This is a genomic window from Pseudomonas sp. Pseusp21, from assembly GCF_059492145.1.
The window spans coordinates 5,966,132-5,984,662 of sequence record NZ_CP168520.1; the positions used below are offsets into that span (position 1 = coordinate 5,966,132).

The window sequence follows — 18,531 nt, forward strand, 5'->3', positions numbered from 1 at the left end:
AGCTCCCACGTCAGGCTCAAACAAGGAAAACGTGCCCCATGAACCGTAACGATCTGCGTCGCGTCGACATGAACCTGCTGGTGATTTTCGAAGCGCTGATGTTCGAAAAGAACCTGACCCGCGTCGCCGAAAAACTGTTCATGGGGCAGCCTGCGGTGAGCGCCGCGCTGGGGCGTCTGCGCGATCTGTTCGATGATCCGCTGTTGCTGCGCAATGGCCGGGGCATGGAGCCGACGGCGCGGGCGCTGGCGATTCTCCAGGAACTGCAACCGGCGATGGACGTGATTTCCGGCGCGGTCAGCCGGGCCAAGGAGTTCGATCCGGCGACCAGTTGCGACGTGTTTCGCATCGGCTTGTCGGACGATGCCGAATTCGGTCTGTTCCCGCCGTTGCTGCGCCAGTTGCAGGAAGAAGCGCCGGGGATTGTCGTGGTGGTACGTCGCGCCAATTACCTGCTGATGCCGGGGTTGCTGGCATCGGGAGAAATTTCTGTCGGCGTGAGCTACACCACCGATCTGCCGGCCAACGCCAAGCGCAAGAAACTGCGCGATATTCCCTGCAAGGTCCTGCGTGGCGACAATCGTCCGGGCCCGCTGACGCTTGACGAGTATTGCGAGCGCCCGCACGCGATGGTGTCGTTCTCCGGAGACCTGAGCGGCAACATCGACATGGACCTGGCCAAGGTCGGTCGCAGCCGCCGGGTGGTGCTCGGTGTGCCGCAGTTCAGCGGCCTGCGCGCGCTGCTGGCCGGCACCGAGATGATCGCGACCGTGCCGGATTACGCGGCGTGTGCATTGGTCGAAGGGTGTGCGTTGCGGGCTGAAGATCCGCCGTTCCCGATTGATGCGGCGCAACTGTCGATGGCGTGGAGCGGGGTGCATGACAACGACCCGGCAGAGAAATGGCTGCGTTCGCGGATCAGTCAGTTCATGTCGGTGTCGCTGGATATTCCGGCGGTTTAGCGCGGTGTTGAAAGGCGTTTAAGGTTACTTCCGGTAAGCCACAACGCCTTGCGCCTTTGCCTACGTGTACGCCAGAATCCGCCGGCTTGTGCGCCTTGGGGGCGGGTTCTATTGTTTGGCGGTCGCTGAAAAACAGCGATCGGGTTTAGCAGCCCGGATCTACTCTAGACGCACAATGCCGTTCGTTCGTGATCAGGCTCACGCCTGACCGTCCACGTTATGGCGGCTTTGCGTGGGGCACTTCGGTGCGCCGGGTTCTAGAGTCCTGGTCTGCTAACCCGCGTACGGCCGCCACCTCTTTCGTTTAGCAGCGAAGCATGGCGCCTCCACTACTCTAGAGGCTTTATCCATGATCAAACCAACGCCAAACCCGCCTGAAACCGACCCCACCTCGCCCTACGAAACCCTCGATTCCAAGAAATTCCACGAAGCCGCCGAGCGCGCCCTCGATCATTACCTCAATCCGCTCCTCCCCAGAAAACCGCTGCTAAAACCCAACACCCGCTACCTCATCGCCCCCGGTATAGACAGCGAAGAACTGCTGGCCGACGCCTGCGAAACCTTGACCTCGGCCAAGGTCATGGCCAATGACTTCGCCGGGCTGGTGGACGGCACGCAGCGGCATGTGCTGTTGGGGATTGCGCAGTTGATCATGTTGGGGGAGCTGGCGGTGAATCGAGTGCTGGATAATCTGGAACTGAAGGCTGAGGCGCCCGCTGTAGCTTGATCGACTGATCGACTGCTCACCTGATCGTTCCCACGCTCCGCGTGGGAATGCAGCCCGGGACGCTCCGCGTCCCAAAGAGCGGACGCAGAGCGTCCATTGAGGCATTCCCACGCAGAGCGTGGGAACGATCGACGGTGCTCTCAAAAAAGAGAGCACACCCATCCAATTTCCCCCCCGATCAATCATTGCACTATTCCCTGCAATGATTGATCAAGGGTGGGCCCATGAACGCTGTACAACGCAATGACCAGGCGCAAGATCTCGGCCTGCTGTTTCTGCGGGTCGCCGGCGGATTGTTTCTGCTGTTCGTCCACGGCTTGCCCAAGCTGTTGGACTTCACCGCGCAGCTGCAACAGATCGAAGATCCGTTTCACCTCGGGGCCCATCTCACTTTGATTCTGGCGATCTTCGCCGAAGTCCTCTGTCCGCTGCTGATCGTCGCCGGGGTGCTGGCGCGTCTGGCGTGCTTGCCTATTCTCTTTGTGCTGCTGGTGGCGCTGCTGCTTGTGCATCCGCAATGGAGTGTGGCCGAAGGGCAGTTCGGCTGGTTGCTGTTGATCCTCTTCACCACTGTTCTGATCGCCGGGCCCGGACGGCTGGCGCTCAATGTTCGTTTGCCCGGAGTACTCCGTTATGCCTGATGCCCAGACCCTGAAAAAACCGGGACCCGAAGAAACCGTGACGCTGATCGTCAAGCACCGGGTCAAGGCCGGTTTCGAGCAGCCTTACGAAGCCTGGCTGCGCAACATCGTCAGCGTGGCGGGGCGCGAAGAAGGGCACTTGGGCGTGGACGTGATGCGCAGCCAGCAGGGCGGGCTCGCACTGTTCACCTGCGTGCTGCGTTATTGCTCGACCGAGGCGATGCAGCGCTGGCTCGATTCGCCGCAGCGTCAGAAGCTGATCGACGAAGCCGCGCCGATGCTCGCCGACGGCGACCAGACCGAAGTCAATGCGGCCAACGAATTCTGGTTCACGCCGCTGGCCGAGGCCGGCTCACCGCCACCGCGCTGGAAGCAGGCTGTAGTGACGCTGCTGGTGATCCTGCCGCACACCTTGCTGGTGCCGCTGATCTGGGGGCCACTGCTGCAACTCAATGCCTTCCTGTCCAACTACGTGGTCGCCACGTTCCTGATCACCCTGACCATCGTGGTGTCGGTGGTCTACGTGTTCATGCCGCCCGTGACCCGTCTGTTCGCGCCGTGGCTGGAAGCCGGTCAGTCACACAAACACCTCGAATCCAATGCCAATCCGCCGCGCTGAAGCGGCGGGTCCGGGCTCCGTTTCACTTATCTCGAAGGAACTGCGATGAACGCCGATCTGATTCTGTTCAATGGCCAATTTCATACGGTAGACCGCGAAAAACCCCTCGCCAGTGCCGTGGCGATCAAGGACGGTCGTTTCGTCGCCGTCGGTAACGATGCCGAGGCGATGGCCCTCAAGGGCGCCGGCACTCAAGTGGTCGACCTCAAGGGCCGCTGCGTGATTCCCGGTCTCAACGACTCGCACTTGCACCTGATCCGTGGCGGCTTGAACTACAACCTCGAACTGCGCTGGGAAGGCGTGCCGTCGCTCGCCGATGCGCTGCGCATGCTCAAGGATCAGGCCGACCGCACGCCGACTCCGCAATGGGTGCGCGTGGTCGGTGGCTGGAACGAATTCCAGTTCGCCGAAAAACGCATGCCGACCCTCGAAGAAATCAACCAGGCGGCGCCGGACACCCCGGTGTTCATCCTGCACCTGTATGACCGTGCGTTGCTCAACCGCGCCGCGTTGCGCGTCGCCGGCTACACCCGCGACACGCCGAACCCGCCGGGTGGCGAGATCGTGCGCGATGCCAACGGCAACCCGACCGGCATGCTGGTGGCGCGGCCGAACGCGATGATCCTGTACTCGACGCTGGCCAAGGGGCCGAAGCTGCCGCTGGAATATCAGGTCAACTCGACCCGCCAATTCATGCGCGAACTCAATCGCCTCGGCCTGACCAGCGCGATCGATGCCGGCGGCGGTTTCCAGAACTACCCGGACGACTATCAAGTGATCGAGCAACTGGCCAAAGACGACCAGTTGACCGTGCGCATCGCCTACAACCTGTTCACCCAGAAGCCGAAAGAAGAACTGACCGACTTCCAGAACTGGACCGGCAGCGTCAAGTTGCATCAGGGCGATGACTTCCTGCGCCACAACGGCGCCGGGGAAATGCTGGTGTTCTCGGCAGCGGATTTCGAAGACTTCCTCGAGCCGCGCCCGGACCTGCCGCAGACCATGGAACAGGAGCTTGAGCCGGTAGTGCGCCATTTGGTCGAACAGCGCTGGCCGTTCCGTCTGCACGCCACTTACAACGAATCGATCAGCCGCATGCTGGATGTGTTCGAGAAGGTCAACCGCGACATTCCGTTCAACGGCCTGCCGTGGTTCTTCGATCACGCCGAAACCATCACCCCGCAGAACATCGAGCGGGTGAGGGCACTGGGCGGCGGCATCGCGATTCAGGATCGCATGGCGTTCCAGGGCGAATACTTCGTTGACCGTTACGGCAAACAAGCCGCCGAAGCCACCCCGCCAATCAAGCGCATGCTTGCCGAAGGCGTGCCGGTCGGCGCGGGCACCGATGCCACTCGCGTGTCGAGCTACAACCCGTGGACTTCGCTGTACTGGATGGTCAGCGGTCGCACCGTTGGCGGTCTGGCGCTGTACGAAGAAGGTTTGCCACGCAGCACCGCGCTGGAACTGTTCACCCACGGCAGCGCCTGGTTCTCGTCCGAACAAGGCAAGAAAGGCCAGATCAAGGTCGGGCAACTGGCGGACCTGGCAGCGCTGAGCGCGGACTTCTTCAGTGTCGAGGAAGAAGCGATCAAGTGGATCGAGTCGGTCATGACCGTGGTTGGCGGCAAGATCGTGTACGCCGCCGGCGACTTCGAAGACCTCGGCCCACGTTCGCTGCCGGTGCTGCCGGACTGGTCGCCGGTGGTGAAAGTCCCGGGCCACTGGCGCCCGAATTCGCCCTTGCAGGCTCAGGTGCACCAGTGCAGCGGCCCGTGCGCGGTGCATACCCACAGCCATGAAAAAGCGCGGATGTCGAATGCGCCGGTCAGCGATTTCGCCGGCTTCTGGGGCGCGTTCGGCTGTTCCTGCTTCGCGTTCTGATCCTTTTGAAAAAAGCGCCGCTCTGTGCGAGCGGCGCTCCCCGCAACAACCATCCATCGAGGAGTTTCACATGAGCAACGTTCCTTACAGCCGCCTGAACAAAGACGATGCCGTTGTGCTGTTGGTCGACCACCAGACCGGTCTGATCTCGCTGGTACAGGATTTCTCGCCGAACGAGTTCAAGAACAACGTGCTGGCACTGGGCGACATCGCCAAGTTCTTCAACCTGCCAACCATCCTCACTACCAGCTTCGATTCCGGCCCGAACGGCCCGATCGTGCCTGAGCTGAAAGAGCAATTCCCGGACGCGCCGTTCATTGCCCGCCCTGGCCAGATCAACGCCTGGGACAACGAAGACTTCGTCAAGGCCATCAAGGCCACCGGTCGCAAGCAACTGATCATCGCCGGTGTGGTGACTGACGTGTGCGTGGCGTTCCCGACCCTGTCGGCCATCGCTGAAGGTTTTGAAGTGTTCGTGGTCACCGACGCTTCCGGCACCTTCAACACCACCGTGCAACAAGCGGCGTGGGCGCGCATGTCGGCTGCCGGTGCACACCTGCTGAACTGGTTCGCTGTGGCTTGTGAGCTGCAAGTCGACTGGCGCAACGACATGGAAGGCCTGGCGAATCTGCTGTCGCAGCGTCTGCCTAACTACCGCAACCTGATCAACAGCTATACCAAGTTCACTGCTCAGTAATTGGCTGAACAAAATGCCCGCTGAAGAGCGGGCATTTTTTCGTCTGTAGCAAAGGGCTCAGCGCTTTTGCAACCACCCCAAAAACCCACCCTTGCGAACCGGTACAGGCTTGGCCATCAGCGCCAACCGACTGTTCTGCTGCCGTACCGCCTGCAACTTGTTCAACGCCTGACCCACTTCACTGCGCTGCTCCATGCACTGGCGGGTCAGGTTCTTGTCGAGGCGATAAATGATCGACGACGTCAGCGCCGTGAACGTCGCCTGCGAAGGCGTGTCGGCCAGAATGCTCTGTTCGCCCATGACCTCACTCGGCCCCATGCGCCCGGCCTCGGTGAAGCCGCTGCCGTCCGGCACGCTGGCGCTGACCACGCCGGTGGCGATGACGAACAGGCTGTCCGGGACTTCCTCCAGATTGAGCACTACCTGCCCGGCGCTGTACTGCTGCGCGACCATCGATTCGGCGAGGCGATCGCGTTCCTCGTGGCTCAGCGAGCGGAAGATTTTCACTTCATCGAGCAACGCGCGAGCGCGGGTAGAAGGTTCGATCACGCCATCCGGATGCCGCGAAATGCCAGCCGCTTCAAGGTGCCGGTGGGCGAGGTCGAACAATTGATTGCGCACCTCGCTTTTCTTGCCCAGTTCGGCGATGAATCCGCTGGCCACGTATTCCGACATTTCTTCGCCGGCCTCTTTCAGCACCGCTTTCGGCGCTGGCGACAACAACAAACTGCTGCTGCCTTGCAGCGTGCGGTCGAGGGCGTCGAGCACCCGGCGCGGGCGGATGTGGTTCGGCACCTTGATGCTGATCGACACGCCGTGCAGGTTGTTCGGCCGGCTGAGGTTGACGATCTTGGCCTTGGCCGCCACCGAGTTCGGCACCACGGCCAGAGTGCCGCTGCTGGACAGCAGGTGCGTGGCGCGCCAGTTGATGTCGAGGACCTTGCCCTCGACGCCGTCGATGACCACCAGATCATCCACCTGATACGGCTTGGTGGTGTTGAGCACGATGCCGGAAAACACATCGGCCAAGGTGCTTTGCAGCGCCAGACCGATGACGATCGCTACCACCCCGGAAGTCGCCAGCAGGCCTTTGACCGGCAAATCCAGCACATAACCGGCCGCCGCGACGATGGCCGCCAGAAACACCAGCGCCCCGATCACGTCCTGCAACAACCGGCCGCTGTGACCGATGCGGCGCATCAGGATCAGACCGATGACTTCGGTCAGCACCCGCGCGGCGTACAGCCACCAGAGAATCCCCAGCGCCGTCGCCCCGAGTTGCGCCACCGGGTCGTCGGCAAACAACGGCACCTGCAACGGGCTGACGCCGGCGTTGATGGCCAGCGCACTGAATGCCAGAAACAGCACCAGCCGCACACCGACCCGCGGGGCGCGATGTTTGAACGGCGCGAGATGCCAGAGCAGGGCGTCGAGCGCCAGCAGCAGGGCGCTCCAGGACAGCAGATGGGCAGAAAAAAGGCTCATGGGATGAACTCCGGCGGACACAAAAGAAAACGCCACACCCGAAGGTGTGGCGAGGGGTTGCACTCAGTTCAGATGAGTCTTGAGTTCTGCCGCTGCCTGGCGCACGGCGGCTTTGACTTCAGGAATCCCGTTCAGCGGGTTGAGCAGGCCGAAGTCGTGAATCATCCCGTTGTAGCGCACCGAGGTCACCGGCACGCCAGCCGCGTCGAGGTGGCGGGCGTAGCCTTCGCCTTCATCACGCAGCACGTCGAACTCGGCGGTCTGCACCAGTGCGGCGGGCAGGCCCTTGAGCTGTTCGGCGCTGGCGTTGAGCGGCGAGGCATGGATCTGCGCACGCTCGGCCGGGTTGGTGGTGTAGTTGTCCCAGAACCACTGCATCATGCCCTTGGTCAGGAAATGGCCCTCGGCGAATTGCTGGTACGAGCCGTTATCGAACCCGGCGTTGGTCACCGGCCACATCAGCAACTGGAAGCGCAGGGCCGGGGTTTTCTGTTCCTTGGCCATCAACGCCACGACTGCCGCCATGTTGCCGCCGACGCTGTTGCCGGCCACCGCCAGACGCTTGCCGTCGACCCCGATGTCCTTGCCGTGCTCGGCGACCCATTTCGTCGCGGCGTAAGCCTGATTGATCGCGGTCGGGTACTGCGCTTCCGGCGACGGCGTGTAATCGACGTACACCGCGACCGCGCCAGAACCCACCACCAGATCACGAATCAGGCGTTGGTGCGTCGGGAAGTCGCCCAGCACCCAGCCGCCACCGTGGAAGAACATGAACACCGGCAACTCGCCTTTGACCTTGGCCGGACGCACCACTTTCAGGTTGATCGTCTGGCCGTCGACCTTGATCGCCTTGTCGCTGACTTCAACGCCGGACAGGTCAACCTTCACCGAAGCCTGGGCGCCGGTCAGCACCGCACGGGCGTCTTTCGGGCTCAATTGCTCGAGCGGTTTGCCACCGCCGGCGGCGAGGGCGTCGAGGAAGGCCTGAGTGTTGTGTTCGACGCCAGTGCTTTCGGCGGCGAATGCGTTGCCGATGGACAGGGCGAGGAGGGAAGCGGCGAGGGTTTTCTTGATGTTCATGTGCAATTCCTTTTTAAGTCGTTTGAGTTTTTGTATGCCTTGGGATCGGGCTGCTGTGGCGCTGGGCTTCAGGCCTCAGCAACACCGTGAGCACAGATTAATGAGGTGCCGGAAAGTGAAAAAGCGGCTATAAAGCGTTTAACTGTCAACCAGAGAGTGACAATGAACCCGTTCGAAGACATGCGTATTTTTTGCCAGGTCATGGACTCCGGCAGCTTCACGGCGGCGGCCGATCAGTTGGGCCTGTCCAAGCAGTTCGTCAGCCGTCGGTTGATGCAGTTGGAGGAACGCCTCGGCGTGCGATTGCTCAACCGCTCGACCCGGCGCCTGGACGTGACGCCGCTGGGCCAGAGCTATTACGAATCGGCGCTGCGCTTGCTCGGTGAAGTGGAGTCGGTGGAGCAGGGCATCGCCGGGCAGACCGCCGAGCCGCGCGGGGCGATTCGCGTGAGTGCGCCGCTGTCGTTTGCGCTGGCCCATCTGGGCTGTCTGCTGCCGCCGTTTCTGCAGCGTTATCGCGAGGTCACGGTGGAAGTGGACCTGAGTGACCGGCCGGTGGATCTGCTCGGTGAGGGCTACGACTTGGCGCTGCGCATTGGCGTATTGGAAGACTCGACCCTGATCGCCCGACGCATCGCGGCAATCGAGCGGGTGTACTGCGCCAGTCCTGCGTATCTGGCCGAACGCGGTACGCCGGTCAAACCGGAAGATCTGCTTGGCCACGACTGTCTGCCTTACGGCCACGGGCGTTCGGTGCAGTGGCGGTTCAATGCGGGGCAGGGCAAGCCGCTGCTGGTGAATGTCACCGGGCGGATGCGCGTCAACAACGGTGAGTTGCTGCGGGATGCGGCGGTGGCGGGGATGGGGATTACCTATCTGCCGACGTTCATTGTCGGCGCGGCGCTGAAGGATGGACGGCTGGTGCCGGTGTTGGACGAGTTTCGGCCGGAACCGCTGACCCTGTCGGCGGTGTACCCGCAGCATCGTCAGGCATCGCGGCCGGTGCAGGCGTTGATCGAGTTTTTGCGTGAGCGGCTGGATCAGAATCATGTCGCTCTCTAGGTTTTGCGGTGAACTGGTGGGCACCGATGAGCCCTGTGTGAGTCGGGCTTGCCCGCGATAGCGGTGGGTCAGTTAGTGATGCTTTAACTGACCAGGCCTCATCGCTGGCAAGCCAGCTCCCACAGGGATTGCGGTGCTTTCAGTTCGGTTCAGTTGGCGCGCTTGTCATCGCCAGGCTCGCCGCCAACGTGTACGCCACGGTCATCACCGATCTCGCCAGCGCGATGTACGCCATGGTCGTCACCGATTTCACCAGCGCGGTGTACACCATGGTCATCGCCGATTTCACCAGCGCGATGCACGCCGTGGTCATCACCGATCTCTCCGGACCGATGCACACCATGGTCGTCGCCGGGTTCAGAATGCGTGCCGCTGCGACCGGATGACGCCGTGTTGCCGGAATGTCCCGAGCCGTGGTCACTGCCACTGTGGCCACTGTTGCCACCACCGCCACTGCCACTGTTGCCGCCACCGCCGCTGCCGCCGTGACCACCACCATTGCCACCGCTGCCGCCCCCGCCACCACCGCCACCGCTGCCGCCGCCTCCATTACCGCCACCACCGCCTCCGCTACCGCCCCCTCCATTACCGCCGCCACCCCCACCGTTTCCACCGCCGCCGCCACCGCCGCTTCCTCCACCACCACTTCCCCCTTCCTTGGCCTGAACACTCGACACCCCGGACAGGCTGTCCGGAATCAGTACGGTAGACGCCGAGAGGACTGCGCCGATGGCCATTGCGAGCACGAGCTTTTTAATGTGCATATCGTTCTCCGTCTTTGTTGTCTTGATTGGGAACGTGGATGTGCCTTGTTTTTGCGTGTGATCCGACCCGTTCCCGAGGTCAGTGGATACTCGAAGCCAGTTCGAAGATCGGGATGTACATCAGGATCACGATCACCCCGATCAACAGGCCGATGAAGGTCATGAGCAGTGGTTCAAACAGCCTCACGAACCACTCGATCCAGCGGCTGATTTCCTCGTCGTAGAAATCGGCGCTGCGTTCCATCATTTGCCCGAGGTTGCCGGACTGTTCGCCGGCGCGCAGCAGGCGCAGGGACACGGGCGTCACCAGACGATTGAGCTCCAGCGCAGTGGACAACGACTGCCCCTCGCGCACCCGTTCGCAGGCCTGATCCAGGCGTGCTCGCGAGGCCACGGTGAGCAGGCCCCGCACCATGCCCATGGCCGTCACCAGCGGAATCCCGCCTTGCAGCAGAATCCCCAGTGACCGGTAAAACCGCGCCAGCTCATACATGAAAATCCGCTGGTGCACGGCGGGCAGTTTCTCCACCAGCCGATCCAGCCCACGGCGAAACGCCGGTTGTTTCTGCAGCACGGCGAGGGCGATGACGATCGTCGCCAACAGGCCGAAAAACTCACCCTGATGGGCGTGCAGAAACATGCCGCTGCTCATCAGGATCTGCGACAGCCACGGCAGGTTCGAGCCCAGCCCTTCGAACACCAGGCTGAAGCGCGGCACCACGTAGCCCATCAAAAACAGCACCACGCCACCGCCGACCACCAACAACAAAAGCGGGTAGATCGAGGCGCTGACGATCTTCTGCCGCACTTCGTCCATGCGCTGGCGATAGCTCACGTAACGGCCCAGCGCATCGCCGACCGCGCCGGTCTTCTCGCTGGACTGTACCAGCGCCACGTACAACGGCGGGAACACCGCCGACAACTGGCCGAGCGCCTGGGAGAAGGATTTGCCCTCGTACAGCAGCCGCACCAGCTCGCTCAAGGTTTTGCGGGCGGCGGGGGCGGTTTCTTTTTCGGCCAGGCTTTCCAGCGCATCGATCAGCGGCAGGCCGGCGTTGAGCAGGGTGGTCAGTTCCTGGCTGAACAGCACCAGGTTGAAAGTTTCACGCTTGCTCAGGCGCAACGAACGCCAGTGCCTCTCGGCGTGCAGGCTGACCACGCGCAAGCCCTGATCCTCGGCAATGCGCCGCGCCTCGCTCTGACCCGGCGCCTCGACGCTCAGCGACACCACCCCGGCCTTGCCCACTGCTTTGAGTTGAAATCGCATGCCGTGTGCTCCGCTTATTGCCAGTTGGTGACTTCGGCGTTTTCGCCATCGCCGCCGGGCTGGCCGTCCTTGCCCATTGAGAGCAGGTCGTACTCGCTGTTTTCGCCGGGATAGCGGTAGGTGTAGTTACGCCCCCACGGATCCTGCGGCAGTTTTTTCTGCAAGTACGGGCCCGTCCATTTGGCTTCGTCGCTCGGTGCGGTCACCAGCGCCTGCAAGCCTTGTTCGGTGGACGGGTAGTGGCCGACCTCCAGCCGGTACAGATCCAGCGCCTTGCTCAGGCCTTCGATCTGCGCTTTGGCGACCTTCACTTCGGAACGCCCCAGCTGGGCGAAATATTTGGGCGCGACGATCCCGGCCAACAGGCCGAGCACCACCAGCACCACGAGCAATTCGAGCAGGGTGAAACCGCGTTGGGCACGCGGACGAAAATGCAGCTTCATGATGACCTCCCGTGAGTGGCAGCCGTGTCGCCGAAAGGGCTTATGCAATTGCCATGCTCAGCCCCCGATAAATTCTGTGGTCGGGCTGAAGCCCTTGTATTACGGGCTTTTCAAGAGTCGGCACAGTGCTTGCGTACGGCTGATCAACGACGGGTCAGTGGGGCATTTCCCCCAATTTTTCGGGGCCTGTCAGGGGAGGCCCAATGATCCATTCATTCACTGCAGGACTGCTCGGCTGCGTGCTGTCGGTCGGTGCCGCGCAAGCCGATGTCTTCGTTTCCATGGACGCCAAGGGCAGCTACGTGCTGTCGAACGTCCATCGTCCCGGACGCACTTACGAGCGGGTGATTCGCGAGTCCGATGCGCCACTGGTCAGCCTTGACCGGCAACCGCAATTGATCGCCAACCAGCCCTACGCGGAGCTGGTGTCAGCGGCGGCCAGCGCCAATCACCTGCCCGAAGCCTTGCTGCACGCGGTGATCAAGTCCGAATCCAACTACAACCCCGGCGCCACCTCGCCCAAGGGCGCCGGCGGACTGATGCAATTGATGCCCGACACCGCCCGCGAGCTGGGGGTGAAAGACGTCTACGACCCCAAGGCCAACATCCAGGGCGGGGCCAAATACCTCAAGCGCCTGATGACCCTGTTCGACAACGACATCGCCTTGGCCGTGGCCGCTTACAACGCCGGGCCTGACGCGGTGCTCAGCCGGGGCCGGGTGATTCCTCCGTTCGCCGAAACCCAGCGCTATGTCCCGAGCGTGCTGCGTCAGTACCGGCGCCTGCAGGGGCTGGCGGTGGATGCGCCGTTGTAAAGCTTTTTTTGAAAATCCAGCCCCGGCTTTCCCCACTATCGGGGCAAACCCAAGGGGCCCGGAAAAGTGGGGAAACGGGTGGGGAATATCCCCCGCATTCTCAAGTGACCTGTGTAACTGATTGAGATGGAAGGCAATTTTTTGTGGCATGCGGATTGCTCTCAGGGCTTTAACGAGAATCGTTCCCTGTGAGCACCCACTACGAGGTTTCCGATCATGGTTGGCATTCACCACGCTCCGCCCCTGTTGAACTGGCTGCTGTTGCTGGTCTCGATGCTCAGCGTCGAACTGGCCAGCGCCGCCGTGCGCTGCGAGCGCAATCTGGTGGCCAACGTGGTCGCCTTCGATCAACCGCTGATGTTCAACCGCCTCGGTGCGCAGAATGCCAACGGCATGATGTACGCCCTGCGCCGCGATGTCGTCGATGAGCATGACGTTTCGCTGGCCTACGGCGGCAGCGCGGTGCCGGGCAAGGTATCGCTGCGTGCGGACAAGCGTCCACGGCCGCTGGTGCTGCGGGTGGCCGCCGGTGATTGCCTGACGATCAACCTGCAGAACCTGCTCGATTATCAGGCCAACCCGAACAAGCATTTCGAAGGGCCTGAAGGCGAGGAGGGCACCGAGAACGTCAGTGGCGCCGATGCTTTCAAGGTCGACGAGCAGGTCGCCGACCGCCATGTCGGTTTCCAGGTCAACGGCCTGCAAGCGGTGAACAGCATCGACGACATTTCCTCCTACACCGGGCGTAACGCCAACACCCTGGTGCCGCCGGGCGCGAGCCGTTCGTACGTGCTGTATGCCGAGCGCGAAGGGGCGTTTGCCGTCAGCAGCCGTGGTGCGACATTCGGCGGGGAAGGCGCGGCCGGCAACACCGCCAATGGCCTGTTCGGCCAGGTCGTGGTGGTGCCGAAGTCGGGACGCACCTATCGCAACACCCTCACCGAAGAAGAAATGCGTCTGGCCACCACCGGCCGTACACCGGCCGGTCACCCCATCGTCGATTACCAGGCCCGCTACCCGCAGCGCGAACCGTGGCTGCGTGAAGGCAAGGCCGGCACGCCGATCATCAGCATGGTCGACGGCAACGAAATCATCTCCAGCGAAAGCGACGCCATCGTCATGGGCAGCAATGCCGATGGCAGTTTCGCGCCCAGCACCTATCCGCTGGAATCGGTGGGCAAACGCAACCCGGCGATCCCCAATCGCCTCGAGCCGTTTCGCGATTTCGCCTCGCAGTTCCAGGACGAAACCGCCGCCACCCAGGCATTCCCCGCCTACTGGGCCGACCCGGTCATGGCCCATGTGCTGGAGCCGACCCGCGACTCGTTCATGATCAACTACGGTTCCGGCGGCATGGGCGCCGAAGTGGTCGCCAACCGCCTCGGCGTAGGGCCGATGCACGATTGCCTGTCGTGCGCCTACGAAGAATTCTTCCTCAGCTCGCACACCGTCGGTGATGTGGCGATGCTGGTGGACGTGCCGGCCAACACCGGGCTTGAGAACATCGCCCCCGGCCAGACACCGAGCGCCGATCAGGTTGGCGTCAAGGCCACCATGGCCCTGTATCCGTCGGAGCCGTCGAACGTCAACCACAGCTACATCGGTGACTTCGTCAAATTCCGCAACACCCACAACGGGCATGAGCAGCACATCTTCCACCTGCACGGTCATCAGTGGCTGTTCAACCCCAACGACGACAACTCCGATTACGTCGATGCCCAAGGCATCGGTCCGGGCGCCGGCTATACCTACGAAATCGCCAACGGTGGCTCCGGCAACCGCAACCGGGTGGCCGGTGATGCGATCTATCACTGCCACTTCTACCCGCATTTCGCCCAGGGCATGTGGTCGATGTGGCGGGTGCACGATGTGTTCGAGGAAGGCACCCGGCTGGAAGTCTCGCAACAGGGCGCCGATGGTTATCACAGCGAACCTTACGCGCTGCGCAGCGGTAAACCCGCCGCCGGTGCCCGCGCCTTGCCGGATGGCGAGATCATCGCCGGCACGCCGATTCCTGCCGTCGTGCCGCTGCCCGGCAAAGCCATGGCGCCGATGCCGGGCAAAGTGGTGGTGGTGCCGAAAATCGGCGAAACCCTGGTCGCCGGCCACGATGACGACGATGAGGAAGACGAGGGCGATGACGACGGCGAGCACCACGGCGGTAACGGTGGATCGCAAGCCATCGGTTCCCTGGCACTGGTCGATCGCAGCGAGGCCAACCGTAACGCCGACGGCAGCCTGAAAAACCCTGGCTATCCGTTCTGGATCGGCGGCATGGAAAGTTCGGTCGGCCAACGTCCGCCCACTCCACCGCTGGACATGCTCGACGCCGCCACCGCGCAATCGTTGAAAGCCAGCGGCAAAGCGCTGTGGGCCAACCTCGATCCGAATCAGTCTGGCGGCTGGGACGGCGGCTTGCAGCGTCACACCCTCGACGGGGTGGCGGCCGGAGGCGAGGCGCACACCGTGACCACCTCGCTGGACTTCTCCAAGGAAGTCACCCGCGCCAAACCGATTTACCTGCCCGAAGAGGGCACCGAAGTGGAACAGGCGGCGATGGCGTTCCACGCGAAAAAGGATCACCCAAGCTTTGCCTTGCTGCCCGGCAATCAGATCGTGGCCAAGGCCTTCCGCACCAACGGCGCCTTGCCGATTGCCGGCGCGCCGTACTACGAACCGTGCATGGACGACCGGCAAAAACGCCTGACCAGCAGCGCCGGCAGCGGCGAATTCGCCAGCGGTGACCGGCTGGACGGCATGTCCTTCGTCGGCGCCTCGACCTTCACCGCCGACCGGCCACGGATCTACAAGGCCGCCAACATCCAGTTCGATGCGGTCTACAACAAAGTCGGCTATCACTTCCCGCAAGCCCGGATTCTGGCGCTGTGGGAAGACGCCTGGCCGGTGATCACCAAGCAGCGTCCGCCAGAGCCGCTGGTGATGCGCATGAACACCTTCGACTGCGTGCAGTACCAGCAAACCAACCTGGTGCCCGCCACCTACGAGATGGATGACTATCAGGTGCGCACGCCGACCGACGTGATCGGCCAGCACATTCACTTGCCGAAGTGGGATCTGACGGCTGCCGACGGCTCCTCCAACGGCTGGAACTACGAGGACGGTGTGCTCTCCCCAGGCGCCGTTCAGGAACGCATTCACGCGATCCGCGAATTCAACCAGTGCGAGGGCACCGACCCGCGCGACGGCACCCAGGCGTGCCCGAAAGCCAAGGCGCATCCGTTCTTCGGCCAGTTCGGGCGCAGTGACTGGATGGGCGCACGCACGGCCATGCAACGCTGGTTCGTCGACCCGGTGGTCAACGCCAAGGGCGTGGATCGCGGGCTGGGCACCATCTTCACCCACGACCACCTCGGCCCATCGACTCACCAGCAGATCGGGCTGTATGCCACGGTGCTGGCGGAGCCGGCCGGTTCCACCTGGTTCCACGCCGAAACCGGGGAGCCTCTGTACAGCGGCGCGCGGCAGGACGGCGGGCCGACCTCTTGGCAGGCGGTGATCAACACCGGCGACCTCGACGGCGACGGCAAGAACGACAGCTTCCGTGAGTTCTTCCTCGAATACAGCGACTTCCAGCACGCCTATGAAGCCGGTGTGTACGTGGGCGCCGGCCCCAACGGCGTGCCGAATCCGCAAGCGTTCCCGGCCACCGCCGACAGTTTCCGCTACGCGATCAACCCGCCGGTGCGCAACAACGCCAGCACCCTGCTGGAAGGCGTGCTGGAAGTGCAGGGCGGTCAGGTGCCGGGCTGCCCGAGCCGGCCTTGCCCGCAAGCGATCTCCGTGGATGACCCGGGCATGTTCGTCGTCAACTATCGCAACGAGCCGCTGGCCCTGCGGGTTTACGACCCGAACAAGGTCGGCCCGGACGGCAAGCGCGGCATGCAGGCCGACGGCCTCGGCGGCGATCTGGCGTACGCCATGCAAAGCCGTACCGACCGGGCGATCCCGGCGATGAACCTGGCGCCGAACCTGGTCACGGCCGCCACCGGCCCGACCGGCGGCACCACCCTGTTCCCGCCGCACATCAACAAGGGCGGCAGCGAGCCGGGCGACCCGTTCACCCCGATGCTGCGCACCTACACTGGTGACAACGTACGCCTGCGGGTACATGCCGGCGGACACGAGGAAGAGCACAACGTCACCCTGCACGGCGTGAAGTGGCTGCAGAGCGGTTCCGGTTTCGGCAACAGCTCCAACTCGGGCTGGCGCGCCTCGCAGATGATCGGCATCTCCGAACAGATGGGCTTCATCGCACCGGTGTCGATGCTGTCCAGCTCTGCGGCGACCACCGGTGACTATCTGTACTCGATGGACGCTTCGATCGAAGGCTACTGGAGCGGGATCTGGGGCGTGATGCGCAACTACACGGCCAAACGCAATGACCTGTTCGCCATCCCCAACAACCCGAGTCCGGCGGGCATGCGCAACACCGTGGCCTTCGAAGGCAGTTGCCCACGGATCAGCGCCAACCCCAACGGCATCGGCACCCGGCCGACGGTGCAGCGCAACTATGAAGTGGTGGCGGCGCTGGCCAACGACATCCTCGGCAACTCGCTGGGCCTGAGCATCGGCGATTCGGCCGGGCTCAGTCAGCATGTCGGCGGGCCGCTGAATCCGGCGGGCGGCACCCTGGTGCTGAACTCGCGCACGGTGAGCATCCCGCAGGTCACGGTGACCGATCCGGAGGACGGCGAGACCATCACCATCGGTGGCCAGAGCGGGCCGCTGCATGATCCGACGGCGATCCTGTATGTGCGCAAATCCGACCTCGATCCGGTCAGCGGCAAGCTCAAACCCGGCATTCCGGTCGAACCGCTGGTGCTGCGCGCAGCGGCCGGGGACTGCATCAATATCACCCTGGAAAACCGGCTGCCGAGCGTGATGCCCGACCTGACTCAGACTGCCGTGATGCAGGGCATCGTCAAACGTGATCGCAACAGCGGCCTGGGCTCGACCACTTTCAGCAACAACCTGATGCGGCCGTCCAGCCATGTGGGTCTGCACGCGCAACTGCTGGCCTATGACATCACCAAGTCCGACGGTGCCAACGTCGGCGCCAACCCGGTCCAGACCGTGCCACCACGGTTGGGCAGCAGCGGCGCCTATCCGACCCGTACCTATCAGTACTACGCCGGGCACCTGGAGCGTGAAGGCAAACCGGTCACGCAACTGGGGCGCAGTGTCGACAACATCAACGCCACGGCCGTGGAGTTCGGTGGCCTGAACTTCACCCCGGCGGATGTGATCAAGCAACCGCAAAAAGGCCTGGGTGGGGCGATGAGCATCCTGCCGATTGGCGCGACCTGGGTCGACGATGCGCGCAAGGTCAACGCCACGGTCACCGCACCGGGGCAGACGACTTACCGCGACTTCGCGATGGTCTGGCACAAGGCGCTGAACACTCGCTGGGCCAATGGCCGGCCGGTCGAAGGCATCGCTGCCGAGGGCTTCGGTGTACCGACCGATCCGCAGGACAACTCGAGCATGGCGATCAACTACAAGACCGAACCTTTGTGGTACCGCTTCGGCCTCGCCCCGGATGCGCCGTTCGGTCATGCCGATGGCGCGGGTTATGGCGACATGACCAACGCACACATGGCCTACAGCAATGCGCTGGTGGGGGGCGATCCGCAGACGCCGGTGCTGTACGCCAAACCGGGTCAGCCGTTCCGCACGCACATCCTGATGCCGAGCGGCGGCAGTCGCGGCACGACGTTCCAGCTCGACGGGCACGTCTGGTCGCTCAACCCGTTCCAGGCCGAGAAGAGCGACACCGGCGGCTACCCGATGGGCACGCCGGGCGTGGGTTCGGTGCGCTTCGGCTACAACCCGATGTCGATGTACATCGGCGCTCACGAAAGCATCCTGCCGGCGGCGCACTTCAGCTTCATGATCCCGAGCGCCGGGGGCAGCAACGCGATACCGGGGGACTACCTGTTCCGCGATTACGGCGCCTATGGCAACACCTCGGGGCTGTGGGGATTGTTGCGGGTGACCAATGAGCCGGAGCCGGCGCCGCCTGCTCAGTAGCTGTCAATGCGCGACCTGTGGGAACCGGTGAACC

At 63.2% G+C, this 18,531-nt stretch carries 14 protein-coding genes; 9 read left to right on the forward strand and 5 right to left on the reverse strand.

Going from position 1 to position 18,531, the window contains the following annotated elements:
- Positions 1–38: 38 nt before the first annotated feature.
- The 6 genes from ACEN93_RS27120 to ycaC all read left to right on the forward strand — a co-directional run bounded on the left by ACEN93_RS27120 (position 39) and on the right by ycaC (position 5,530).
- On the forward strand, positions 39–962 hold the full coding sequence (locus ACEN93_RS27120; RefSeq protein WP_085612775.1) for a LysR family transcriptional regulator: 924 nt from the start codon (positions 39–41) through the stop codon (positions 960–962).
- A 349-nt stretch (positions 963–1,311) separates the two neighbouring features.
- Entirely contained in the window at positions 1,312–1,689 is a 378-nt protein-coding gene (locus ACEN93_RS27125; protein ID WP_495610724.1) for a DUF6124 family protein, read from the forward strand.
- Positions 1,690–1,913: 224 nt separating this feature from the next.
- Positions 1,914–2,330, forward strand: a complete 417-nt coding sequence (locus ACEN93_RS27130; protein WP_085667851.1) for a DoxX family protein — start codon at positions 1,914–1,916, stop codon at positions 2,328–2,330.
- Complete coding sequence (locus ACEN93_RS27135) at positions 2,323–2,949, forward strand: antibiotic biosynthesis monooxygenase (RefSeq protein WP_039771510.1); 627 nt, start codon at positions 2,323–2,325, stop codon at positions 2,947–2,949. The genes ACEN93_RS27130 and ACEN93_RS27135 overlap by 8 nt, the downstream gene beginning before the upstream one ends.
- 45 nt (positions 2,950–2,994) lie before the next feature.
- Entirely contained in the window at positions 2,995–4,833 is a 1,839-nt protein-coding gene (locus tag ACEN93_RS27140; RefSeq protein ID WP_011333416.1) for an amidohydrolase, read from the forward strand.
- Between the two features lie 70 nt (positions 4,834–4,903).
- Positions 4,904–5,530, forward strand: a complete 627-nt coding sequence (ycaC, locus tag ACEN93_RS27145; protein WP_039771508.1) for an isochorismate family cysteine hydrolase YcaC — start codon at positions 4,904–4,906, stop codon at positions 5,528–5,530.
- A 57-nt stretch (positions 5,531–5,587) separates the two neighbouring features.
- Here ycaC and ACEN93_RS27150 read toward each other — a convergent pair whose 3' ends face one another.
- A complete protein-coding gene (locus ACEN93_RS27150; RefSeq protein WP_495610725.1) occupies positions 5,588–7,015 on the reverse strand; it encodes a mechanosensitive ion channel domain-containing protein in 1,428 nt (475 codons plus the stop codon).
- Positions 7,016–7,078: 63 nt separating this feature from the next.
- Positions 7,079–8,095, reverse strand: a complete 1,017-nt coding sequence (locus ACEN93_RS27155) for an alpha/beta hydrolase (RefSeq protein ID WP_007956098.1) — start codon at positions 8,093–8,095, stop codon at positions 7,079–7,081.
- 162 nt (positions 8,096–8,257) lie between these two features.
- Between ACEN93_RS27155 and ACEN93_RS27160 the strand changes: the two genes are divergently transcribed.
- Positions 8,258–9,157 carry a LysR family transcriptional regulator gene (locus ACEN93_RS27160; RefSeq protein WP_490844074.1) on the forward strand — a complete coding sequence of 300 codons (900 nt, stop codon included), beginning with the start codon at positions 8,258–8,260 and terminating at the stop codon, positions 9,155–9,157.
- A gap of 149 nt (positions 9,158–9,306) precedes the next feature.
- On the opposite strand, the gene ACEN93_RS27165 is transcribed toward ACEN93_RS27160, so the two are convergent.
- The 3 genes from ACEN93_RS27165 to gspG form a co-directional block, all read right to left on the reverse strand.
- Positions 9,307–9,921: a hypothetical protein gene (locus ACEN93_RS27165; protein WP_495610726.1), complete on the reverse strand. Its 615-nt coding sequence runs from the start codon at positions 9,919–9,921 to the stop codon at positions 9,307–9,309.
- Positions 9,922–10,000: 79 nt separating this feature from the next.
- Positions 10,001–11,188 (reverse strand): type II secretion system F family protein, encoded by a 1,188-nt coding sequence (locus ACEN93_RS27170; RefSeq protein ID WP_007956102.1) that lies wholly within the window; start codon positions 11,186–11,188, stop codon positions 10,001–10,003.
- A gap of 14 nt (positions 11,189–11,202) precedes the next feature.
- Complete coding sequence (gene gspG / locus ACEN93_RS27175; RefSeq protein WP_102688630.1) at positions 11,203–11,631, reverse strand: type II secretion system major pseudopilin GspG; 429 nt, start codon at positions 11,629–11,631, stop codon at positions 11,203–11,205.
- Between the two features lie 203 nt (positions 11,632–11,834).
- Here gspG and ACEN93_RS27180 point away from each other — a divergent pair, with 203 nt between their 5' ends.
- Entirely contained in the window at positions 11,835–12,446 is a 612-nt protein-coding gene (locus ACEN93_RS27180; protein WP_074687725.1) for a lytic transglycosylase domain-containing protein, read from the forward strand.
- Between the two features lie 216 nt (positions 12,447–12,662).
- The gene (gene mnxG / locus ACEN93_RS27185; protein WP_495610727.1) at positions 12,663–18,497 is read left to right on the forward strand and encodes a manganese-oxidizing multicopper oxidase MnxG; all 5,835 of its coding nucleotides are present in this window, start codon (positions 12,663–12,665) and stop codon (positions 18,495–18,497) included.
- Positions 18,498–18,531 lie beyond the last annotated feature (34 nt).

What these genes read in the sequence shown, in the direction of transcription:
- ACEN93_RS27125 (WP_495610724.1), top strand. Translation starts at nt 1,312, where the DNA reads ATGATCAAACCAACGCCAAACCCGCCTGAAACCGACCCCACCTCGCCC.
- ACEN93_RS27165 (WP_495610726.1), bottom strand. Translation starts at nt 9,921, where the DNA reads ATGCACATTAAAAAGCTCGTGCTCGCAATGGCCATCGGCGCAGTCCTC.
- ACEN93_RS27150 (WP_495610725.1), bottom strand. Translation starts at nt 7,015, where the DNA reads ATGAGCCTTTTTTCTGCCCATCTGCTGTCCTGGAGCGCCCTGCTGCTG.
- ACEN93_RS27135 (WP_039771510.1), top strand. Translation starts at nt 2,323, where the DNA reads ATGCCTGATGCCCAGACCCTGAAAAAACCGGGACCCGAAGAAACCGTG.
- ycaC (WP_039771508.1), top strand. Translation starts at nt 4,904, where the DNA reads ATGAGCAACGTTCCTTACAGCCGCCTGAACAAAGACGATGCCGTTGTG.
- ACEN93_RS27160 (WP_490844074.1), top strand. Translation starts at nt 8,258, where the DNA reads ATGAACCCGTTCGAAGACATGCGTATTTTTTGCCAGGTCATGGACTCC.
- ACEN93_RS27120 (WP_085612775.1), top strand. Translation starts at nt 39, where the DNA reads ATGAACCGTAACGATCTGCGTCGCGTCGACATGAACCTGCTGGTGATT.
- ACEN93_RS27130 (WP_085667851.1), top strand. Translation starts at nt 1,914, where the DNA reads ATGAACGCTGTACAACGCAATGACCAGGCGCAAGATCTCGGCCTGCTG.
- ACEN93_RS27155 (WP_007956098.1), bottom strand. Translation starts at nt 8,095, where the DNA reads ATGAACATCAAGAAAACCCTCGCCGCTTCCCTCCTCGCCCTGTCCATC.
- ACEN93_RS27170 (WP_007956102.1), bottom strand. Translation starts at nt 11,188, where the DNA reads ATGCGATTTCAACTCAAAGCAGTGGGCAAGGCCGGGGTGGTGTCGCTG.
- gspG (WP_102688630.1), bottom strand. Translation starts at nt 11,631, where the DNA reads ATGAAGCTGCATTTTCGTCCGCGTGCCCAACGCGGTTTCACCCTGCTC.
- mnxG (WP_495610727.1), top strand. Translation starts at nt 12,663, where the DNA reads ATGGTTGGCATTCACCACGCTCCGCCCCTGTTGAACTGGCTGCTGTTG.
- ACEN93_RS27180 (WP_074687725.1), top strand. Translation starts at nt 11,835, where the DNA reads ATGATCCATTCATTCACTGCAGGACTGCTCGGCTGCGTGCTGTCGGTC.
- ACEN93_RS27140 (WP_011333416.1), top strand. Translation starts at nt 2,995, where the DNA reads ATGAACGCCGATCTGATTCTGTTCAATGGCCAATTTCATACGGTAGAC.